Genomic DNA, 7,906 nt, shown 5'->3' with positions numbered 1-7,906 from the left:
CTTGAGGATGCGGGCGGACTTGCCGAGCGACCGCGCCATGTCCGGAAGCTTCTTCGCGCCGAACAGCAGGATGATGACGACGAGGATGAGAATGATCTCGGGAGCTCCGAGCCTTCCGAACATTTCTTTACCTTCTCACCGAGGCTGCTGGGGTGGGGGTGCTGCCCTGTCCGACTGTTCGGACGCGTGTCCGACGATCGCGTTGTCAGCGATCGTAACTCTCAGGGGTGAACGTAGGGCAATCCCCGTGCGTACTCCCGTCCGCGGTCCGGGCCTCGTTCTCCGCACCGCGGTCAGCAGCGTACCTGCCCGGGTCGGCAACTCGACAGGGTCTGCGGCCCTCGAACCGGCCGGAATCCGGTCAGAGCGCCTCCGCGGAGCGGGCCGCGCCGGCCGCCGCCCGCTCCAGGTCCTCCGCGGCCCGGCTGATGCGCCGCGCCGAGTCCGTGACCTGTCTGCCGAGCCGCTCCGCCTCGACGAAGACCCGTACGGCGAACACCCCGAGCACCACGAGCCCCAGAAATCCCACAGCCACCGCGAACATCGCCCAGAACATGGGGTGAGCCTAGACGCTCCCCGCCCGCGCGGAACGCCCGGCGCCCGGGAAGGGGCCCACGGCCCCCACGGGGACGCCACCGGCCACCACGGGGACGCCACCGGCCGCCGGGAGGACCCCACCGGCCGTCACGGTGGCCCACCCCCCGTCACGGGGCGCTACGCCGTCGAGTGCAGCCGCAGGGTGCTGACCCCGCCGCCGGTGAGGAGTTCGACGACCCGCTCCCCCGCCGGCTTGCGGACCGCGGCCTCGCACGCGGGGCAGGTGAACGAGTAGAAGGTGGTCCGCCTGCTGGCACCTATGACCAGCCGCAGCGCGTGCGCGCCCAGCTCGAAACGCCCCCTGCAGTCGGGGCAGCCCGCCCGGAACACGACCGGCGCCACGCTTCTCATCCCGGAGAACGCGGACGCCACCGTCATGCCCCGCACTCCAGGGGTGACCGACTCGCTCACAGTCCTCGCTCCTGCCTGTCGTCCTGCCCGCCCCGGGCCGCGCACACCGTGTGCGGCCCGCTCATCCGGCCGTCCCGGCGTCGTCGTACGCCGCCAGGGCCTCGCGGGCCGCCCGCCGGGCACTGTCCGCGAGGTCGTCCGGCGCGACGATCCGGCCGTCCCGCCCGAGCCGCAGCGCCAGCCGCTTGAGCGACGCCGGGTCGGGTGTCCGCAAGGTGACGCGCAGCCCGCCGTCGGGCAGCTCGTCCGCGCTGTCGTGCGGGTAGTACTCGGCGACCCAGCGGCCGCCCGGCCCGACCTCGACCACGACCACCGGGTCCTCCGCCGCCGGCTGCACCAGCGCCTCCGAGAGGTCCCGCAGCTCGATCTCGGGCGGCGCGGACGGCTCGTCGAGGATCTTGATCTCGGCGACCCGGTCGAGCCGGAACGTGCGGCGCGCCTCGGAGCGGCGGCACCAGGCCTCCACGTAGGTGTGCCCGACGCTGACCAGGCGGATGGGGTCGATCTCGCGCTCGCTGAGCTCGTCCCGGGCGGGCGAGTAGTAGCGGATCCACAGTCTGCGGCGCTCGGCGATGGCACGGTCGACGTCCGCGAAGACACCGCCCTCGGACTCGAAGGTCACCGACAGCCGGGCACTGGCGCCCGCCGCCTCGCCGGCCGCGGTCTCCACCTTGGCGGTGGCCCGCAGCAGCGCCTGCCGGTCGCTCTCGCGCAGTCCGGGCAGGGTGGCCACGGCCCGCGCGGCGACGAGCAGGGCGGTGGCCTCGTCCGCGGCGAGGCGGAGCGGCTCGGCGGCCTCCGCCCCGAGCGCGGCCGGGTTGTGCCACCAGATGCGCTCCCCGTCGGTGTCGATGTCCAGCAGGTCGCCGCCGCGGAAACTGGTGCCGCACATGGGCAGCACGTCGAGGTCCGAGACCAGCTCGTCCTCGGTGATGCCGAAGGCGCGCGCCACGTCCTCGATCCGGGCCCCCGGGCGCTCCCTCAGGTACGTGACCAGGGAGAGCATCCTGCGGGTCTGGTCGATGGCGTTCGCCGGCCTGACCGGTTTGCCTGCCACGTTCTCGTCCGTCCCCCTCAGCCCTTGGCCACTGCGCGCAGCCGGTCCACCACGTCGGCCCGCAGCTCGGCGGGCTCCAGGACCACCACGTCCGCTCCGAACTCCACCAGCCAGGCGTCCAGGCCGTGCCCGTACGGGATCTCCAACTCTTCCCATCCCCCGCCGAGTTCCCGCACCGAGGTGGCCTTCGCCCGAAGGGGGTACCCCGCGCCGGTGCGCAGCCGGATCCGCGCGGAGCGGTCGGCGCTCTCCCCCGCCCAGCTCGCGACCGTCTCGCGGACGGTGACGACGTCCGGCACCGGGGCGGTGTACCGGGTGCCGCGCGAGCGCACCCTGCCGGTGATCCGGGACAGCCGGAAGACCCGTTCGGCGCCCCGGTCGCGGTCCCAGCCCGCCAGGTACCAGTGGCCGCGCCAGCACTCCAGCGCCCACGGCTCGACGTGGCGCGGTTCGGGCTGCGCGGCGGTGGCCTTGCGGTAGTCGAAGACGACGGGGCGGCGGTCGCGGCAGGCCAGCATCAGCGGTTCGAAGGCGGCCTCGTGCACGGGGATGCGCGGCTCGAGCGCGCTGTGGGCCCCGTAGGGGTCGACGTCCTCGGGCAGTCCCGCCGCGCGCAGTTTCTGCAGGGCGCCGCTGGCCGCGCCGGCCAGTCTGGCCTGCTGCCACACCTTGGCCGCCAGGCCCAGTGCGGCCGCCTCCTCCGCGTCGAGGGTGATGGGCGGCAGGCGGTTGCTGTCCCGCCGGGCCAGGTAGCCGACCTCTCCCTCGAGGTTCTCCACGGTCTCGATGACGAGTCCGAGTTCGCGCAGATCGTCCTTGTCGCGCTCGAACATGCGGTTGAAGGCGTCGTCCGAGGCCGCCTCGAGGTAGGCCTCGACGGACTCGCGCAGCTCGCGCTTGCTCAGTGGCCGCCGCGTGCCCAGCAGGCACAGTGCCAGGTTCATCAGCCGCTCGGCCTTGGCAATGGCCATCGACGCCCTTCGCCTCCTCATGCTGCTCGGTCCGATGACCGTACCGCCCCGTGGTGGCACGGCAAAAGCCGAGGGCCCATGCCCGGGCGGGCATGGACCCCGGATGATCGGCTCCGGTCGCGATCCGGCCCCGAGGGCACACGGGCGACCGGGCGGGCGGTCAGACCCCGAGCAGGTCGACCACGAAGATCAGCGTCTCGCCGGGCTTGATCGCCGGGGTCGGGCTCTGGTTGCCGTAGGCCAGGTGCGCGGGGATGGTCAGCTGGCGACGGCCGCCGACCTTCATGCCCTGCACGCCCTGGTCCCAGCCCTTGATGACCCGGCCGCCGCCCAGCGGGAAGCGGAAGGGGGTGCCGCGGTTCCAGCTGGCGTCGAACTCCTCGCCCGTGCTGAAGGCGACACCGACGTAGTGGACGGTGACGGTCTGGCCCGCCTGCGCCACCTCTCCGTCGCCCTCCCAGATGTCCTTGATCTCGAGGTCCGCCGGGGGCTCGCCGCCCGGGAAGTCGATCTCGGGCTTGTCGATGCTCACGTCTAACGCTCCTGCTTGTCTACGGAAAGGCGAACAGACACAGTCTTACATCACGCGCGGTCACAGCTTCGCGAGGATGTCGACCGAGAAGACCAGCGTGGAGTCCTTCTTGATGTCGCTGCCGTCCGGAGGCGTGTCGCCGTACCCCAGGTCCGGCGGGATGACGATGAGGACCCGGCTGCCGACCTTCTTGCCGGTGAGCCCCTGCGCCCAGCCCTTGACGACCTGCTGCAGCGAGAACGAGGTCAGCTGCCCCCGCCCGTACGTCGAGTCGAACTCCTTGCCGCCGTCCCACAGCACGCCCTTGTACTGCACGAGCACGCTGTTGTCGGCGCCGACCTCCTCGCCGTCGCCCTCGAGGACGTAGCGCGACACGAGCTTCTTCGGGGCGTCCGCGTCGGGTACCTCGATGGAGGGGGCCTTGCCGTCCGTGTTCGTGCCGACCTTGGGCAGGTCGACGTCGTCCTGGGCGACCTCGCGGCCCTCGGCGGAGCTCTTCGCGTTGAACGTGTCCTGCACGTCCACCACGAACACCAGGGTGTCGGTGCCCTTGATGCCCGCCTGCTCGTTGCCCTGCGTGCCGTAACCCCAGGTGGGCGGGACCGCCATCTGGACCCGGCTGCCGGCCTTCTTCCCCGTCAGCCCGTACCGCCAGCCGTCGATGATGCTGCCCTGGGCCAGCCGGATCGCCAGCGGCGCCTTGCGGTCGTAGGAATTGTCGAACACCTTCGCGGTGCTCCACACCTGGCCCAGGTAGTGGGCCACCACGAAGTCGTTCTCGGCGATGGTCTTGCCGCCGCCCGCGATGACGGTCTTCACCGCGAGGTCCTCGGACGGCTCACCGCTGCCCTTGGCCACGGTGGGCTTCTCACCGAACTTCACGCCCCCGGTGATCGCCGGCAGCGGACCGTCGACGATCTTCGGCGGGGGCGCGGCCGACGTGTCCGGCGCGGTCGGCGAGGCGCTCTCGCCGGCTTCGCTCGAATCGGACCCGCCGTCCCCGCACGCGGCGAGAGCGGCCAGTCCGGCGGGTACGGCGAGGAGAAGTGAGCGTCGGCGCACGGTGGGGGCCTCGTAATCGTCGATCTTGTCGGTGGCGTCCGCGCAACTCTACGGCGTGAGAAGGGCGCCGCACCGAGTAACGTGCGGCGCCCGTGTGGCGTTCCGCGGTGCGCGAGAACCGCGGGACGGCACTTCTCACATGCCGGCGATCAGCTTCTCCACCCGCTCGTCCACCGACCGGAACGGGTCCTTGCACAGCACCGTCCGCTGCGCCTGGTCGTTCAGCTTGAGGTGCACCCAGTCGACGGTGAAGTCCCGCCGCTGCTCCTGCGCCCGCCGGATGAAGTCACCCCGCAGCCGCGCCCGGGTGGTCTGCGGCGGAACGGACTTGCCCTCGAAGATCTTCATGTCGTTGCAGATCCGGGCGGCCTGCCCCTTCTTCTCCAGCAGGTAGTACAGACCGCGACGGCGGTGGATGTCGTGGTAGGCGAGGTCTATCTGCGCGACCCGCGGATGCGACATGGTCATGTTGTGCTTGGCCCGGTACCGCTCGATGAGCTTGTACTTCATCACCCAGTCGATCTCGGTGCCGATGCGGTCGAGGTCCTCGGCCTCGATCGCGTCCAGCGTGCGGCCCCACAGTTCGAGCACCTGCTCGATCGTGCCGGTGCGGATGCCGCGGCGCTCGCAGAAGTCCACCGCCTTCTCGTAGTACTCGCGCTGCACCTCCAGGGCGGAGGCCTCACGGCCGCTCGCCAGGCGGACCTTGCGGCGGCCCGTGATGTCGTGGCTCACCTCGCGGATCGCCCGGATCGGGTTCTCCAGCGTGAGGTCGCGCATCACCGTGCCCGCCTCGATCATGCGCAGCACCAGGTCGGTGGCGCCGACCTTCAGCAGCATGGTCGTCTCGGACATGTTCGAGTCGCCGACGATGACGTGGAGCCGGCGGTACCGCTCGGCGTCCGCGTGCGGCTCGTCCCGCGTGTTGATGATCGGCCGGGACCGGGTCGTCGCCGAGGAGACGCCCTCCCAGATGTGCTCGGCCCGCTGGCTGACGCAGTACACCGCGCCACGCGGCGTCTGCAGCACCTTTCCGGCACCGCACAGCAGCTGGCGGGTCACCAGGAACGGGATGAGGATGTCGGCGAGCCGTGAGAACTCCCCGTGGCGGGCCACCAGGTAGTTCTCGTGGCACCCGTACGAGTTGCCCGCCGAGTCGGTGTTGTTCTTGAACAGGTAGACGTCGCCCGCGATTCCCTCCTCGTGCAGGCGTCGTTCGGCGTCCACCAGGAGTCCTTCGAGAATGCGCTCCCCGGCCTTGTCGTGGGTGACCAGCTCGGTCACGTTGTCGCATTCGGGTGTGGCGTATTCCGGATGCGAACCCACGTCGAGATAAAGGCGGGCGCCGTTGCGCAGAAAGACGTTGCTGCTGCGGCCCCATGACACGACACGGCGGAAGAGGTACCGCGCCACCTCGTCAGGAGACAGGCGGCGCTGTCCCCTGAACGTGCACGTGACGCCGTACTCGTTCTCCAGTCCGAAAATGCGGCGGTCCATGACTGAACATTACGCCCGATCCCCTGAACCCAAACGGGGTTCGAGGGCACGGTTCGGATCATTTTCCGAACCGGCCGCAATCACGGCCCCGCCTGCGGGAACCACCAGTACCCTTCCGGTGCACATCAAAACCAGCAAGGCCACGCCGCCCGCGGCCGCCGGTATCGCGAAGCCTCCCCTGGCGCCGCCCGCCTCGACCACCGGTCCGGCCAGTCCCGTCCCCACCGAGGCGCCCACGGTGAACGTCGTCACCAGCCACGAGAATGCCTCGGTGACCGTCCCGGCCGGCGCGTGCCGGTCCACCAGCACGAAGGCGCACGCGATCGCCGGGGCCAGGAAGACGCCGGCGACCACCGCGAGCAGGGTCATCGCCACCGGACCGGGCATCAGCGTCAGCGGCAGGTAACACAGCGCCAGGAAGGCCACCAGCACCCGCAGTCGCCGCGCGGGCTCCCCGGCCCACTGCCGCGCCCCGTACGCCATGCCGCCGACGAGCGCGCCGAGCCCCAGGCCCGCCATCAGCCAGCCGTACACATGGGCGCCGCCGTGTTCGTCCCCGTAGGGCACCGAGGCCACCGTGATGGACCCCAGCGCGATGCCGACGAACAGGAAGGCGCCCAGCAGCGCCAGCAGCCCCGGGGAACGCAGCGCGCCCAGCCAGTGCGCCTCGCGCGGCGCCGACCGCCACGCGCGTGAGGGCGCCGAGACCACCACGGACAGCGCGCCCAGCACCCCCAGCCCGTTCAGCACCAGCAGGGCCGCCTGGGGCGACCACACCGAGACGCACACCGTCACGAGCAGCGGACCGACGGTGAACATCACCTCCTGCGCCACCGCGTCCATCGCGTACGCCCGGTGCACCTGGTCCTCACGGTGCAGCACCGAGGACCACAGGGCCCGCAGCCCGCCCTCCAGCGGCGGTGTGAACAGCCCCGCGGCGGCCACCGCCGCGTACGCCGCGGCCCGCGGCTCGATCCCCGTGAACGCGAAGGCCGCCATCGCCAGCGCCGACAGCACCGCGGCCGGCAGCTGGACCCGGGGCTGGCCCCGCAGGTCCACGAGCCGTCCCAGCACCGGCTGCCCGACCGCGTTGGCCACGCCGTACACCGCCGCCAGGGCACCGGCCAGGCTGTACGAGCCGCCCTCCGCGCGGACGAACAGCACGATCGCGATGGCCGCGGTCCCATTGGGCAGCCGGCCCACCAGGGTGCCGACCAGCAGCCGGGCCGCGTGCCGCACCCGGAGGATCTCCAGGTATCCCGTGGCCATGCAGCGCCTCCACTTCTCCGCCGGTGCCCCTCGGAACCTCGACGTTGTACGTATAACTTCGGTCTTCATACGTACCATGTCCGCTGTTCGCCAGTCCAGACGGAGTCCAGTCGAAGGAGTGGCCCCCGGTGGCCCGAGCCCAGACCCGCCCCACCAGCCGGGACGTCGCGCAGGCCGCCGGCGTCTCCCAGGCCGCCGTCTCCCTCGTCATGGGCGACAAATGGCGCGGCCGCGTCTCCGAGGCCACGGCACAGCGCGTGCGCGAGGCGGCGCACGCCCTCGGCTACCGCCCCAACCTGGCCGCCCGCAACCTGCGCCTCGGCCGCACCCGCACGGTGCTCCTGGTCGTCCCCGCCCTGACCACCGAGTTCTTCGCCGGCGTCTACACCGGGGCCGCCCGCGTCGCCGCCCAGCACGGCTTCGGCGTCGTCCTCTACCCCTCCCCCGAGGGCATCGGCCCCGCCCGCAACCCCTTCGCCTCCGGGCAGGCCGCCCTCGGGGGAGGGGTAG

The 7,906-nt window shown here is 71.7% G+C and carries 10 protein-coding genes; 1 reads left to right on the top strand and 9 read right to left on the bottom strand.

Annotation, left to right across the window (positions count from 1 at the left end; genetic code table 11):
• From tatA to AOK18_RS24445, 9 genes are all read right to left on the bottom strand, one after another.
• The coding region (gene tatA, locus AOK18_RS24485) for a twin-arginine translocase TatA/TatE family subunit (RefSeq protein WP_157865159.1) at nucleotides 1–123 on the bottom strand (123 nt) is incomplete at its 3' end.
• A gap of 238 nt (nucleotides 124–361) precedes the next feature.
• Nucleotides 362–556: a hypothetical protein gene (locus AOK18_RS24480; RefSeq protein WP_055695726.1), complete on the bottom strand. Its 195-nt coding sequence runs from the start codon at nucleotides 554–556 to the stop codon at nucleotides 362–364.
• Between the two features lie 158 nt (nucleotides 557–714).
• A complete protein-coding gene (locus AOK18_RS24475) occupies nucleotides 715–1,008 on the bottom strand; it encodes a hypothetical protein (protein WP_074994860.1) in 294 nt (97 codons plus the stop codon).
• Nucleotides 1,009–1,069: 61 nt separating this feature from the next.
• Entirely contained in the window at nucleotides 1,070–2,065 is a 996-nt protein-coding gene (locus AOK18_RS24470) for a helix-turn-helix transcriptional regulator (RefSeq protein WP_055571815.1), read from the bottom strand.
• A gap of 17 nt (nucleotides 2,066–2,082) precedes the next feature.
• On the bottom strand, nucleotides 2,083–3,036 hold the full coding sequence (locus AOK18_RS24465; protein ID WP_055571814.1) for a helix-turn-helix transcriptional regulator: 954 nt from the start codon (nucleotides 3,034–3,036) through the stop codon (nucleotides 2,083–2,085).
• Between the two features lie 160 nt (nucleotides 3,037–3,196).
• Nucleotides 3,197–3,568 carry an FKBP-type peptidyl-prolyl cis-trans isomerase gene (locus tag AOK18_RS24460; RefSeq protein WP_030835713.1) on the bottom strand — a complete coding sequence of 124 codons (372 nt, stop codon included), beginning with the start codon at nucleotides 3,566–3,568 and terminating at the stop codon, nucleotides 3,197–3,199.
• A 60-nt stretch (nucleotides 3,569–3,628) separates the two neighbouring features.
• On the bottom strand, nucleotides 3,629–4,630 hold the full coding sequence (locus AOK18_RS24455) for an FKBP-type peptidyl-prolyl cis-trans isomerase (protein ID WP_055571813.1): 1,002 nt from the start codon (nucleotides 4,628–4,630) through the stop codon (nucleotides 3,629–3,631).
• 135 nt (nucleotides 4,631–4,765) lie between these two features.
• Entirely contained in the window at nucleotides 4,766–6,127 is a 1,362-nt protein-coding gene (gene pafA, locus AOK18_RS24450) for a Pup--protein ligase (RefSeq protein ID WP_055571812.1), read from the bottom strand.
• A gap of 9 nt (nucleotides 6,128–6,136) precedes the next feature.
• Nucleotides 6,137–7,396, bottom strand: a complete 1,260-nt coding sequence (locus tag AOK18_RS24445) for an MFS transporter (RefSeq protein WP_055571811.1) — start codon at nucleotides 7,394–7,396, stop codon at nucleotides 6,137–6,139.
• 128 nt (nucleotides 7,397–7,524) lie between these two features.
• On the opposite strand from AOK18_RS24445, the gene AOK18_RS24440 reads away from it, so the two are divergent.
• Nucleotides 7,525–7,906: LacI family DNA-binding transcriptional regulator (locus AOK18_RS24440; RefSeq protein ID WP_157865158.1), on the top strand; the 382-nt coding region annotated here is incomplete at its 3' end.

This window comes from Streptomyces prasinopilosus (assembly GCF_001419695.1).
Classification (GTDB): Bacteria; Actinomycetota; Actinomycetes; order Streptomycetales; family Streptomycetaceae; genus Streptomyces; species Streptomyces prasinopilosus.
This window is presented reverse-complemented; position numbering and strand designations above follow the sequence as displayed.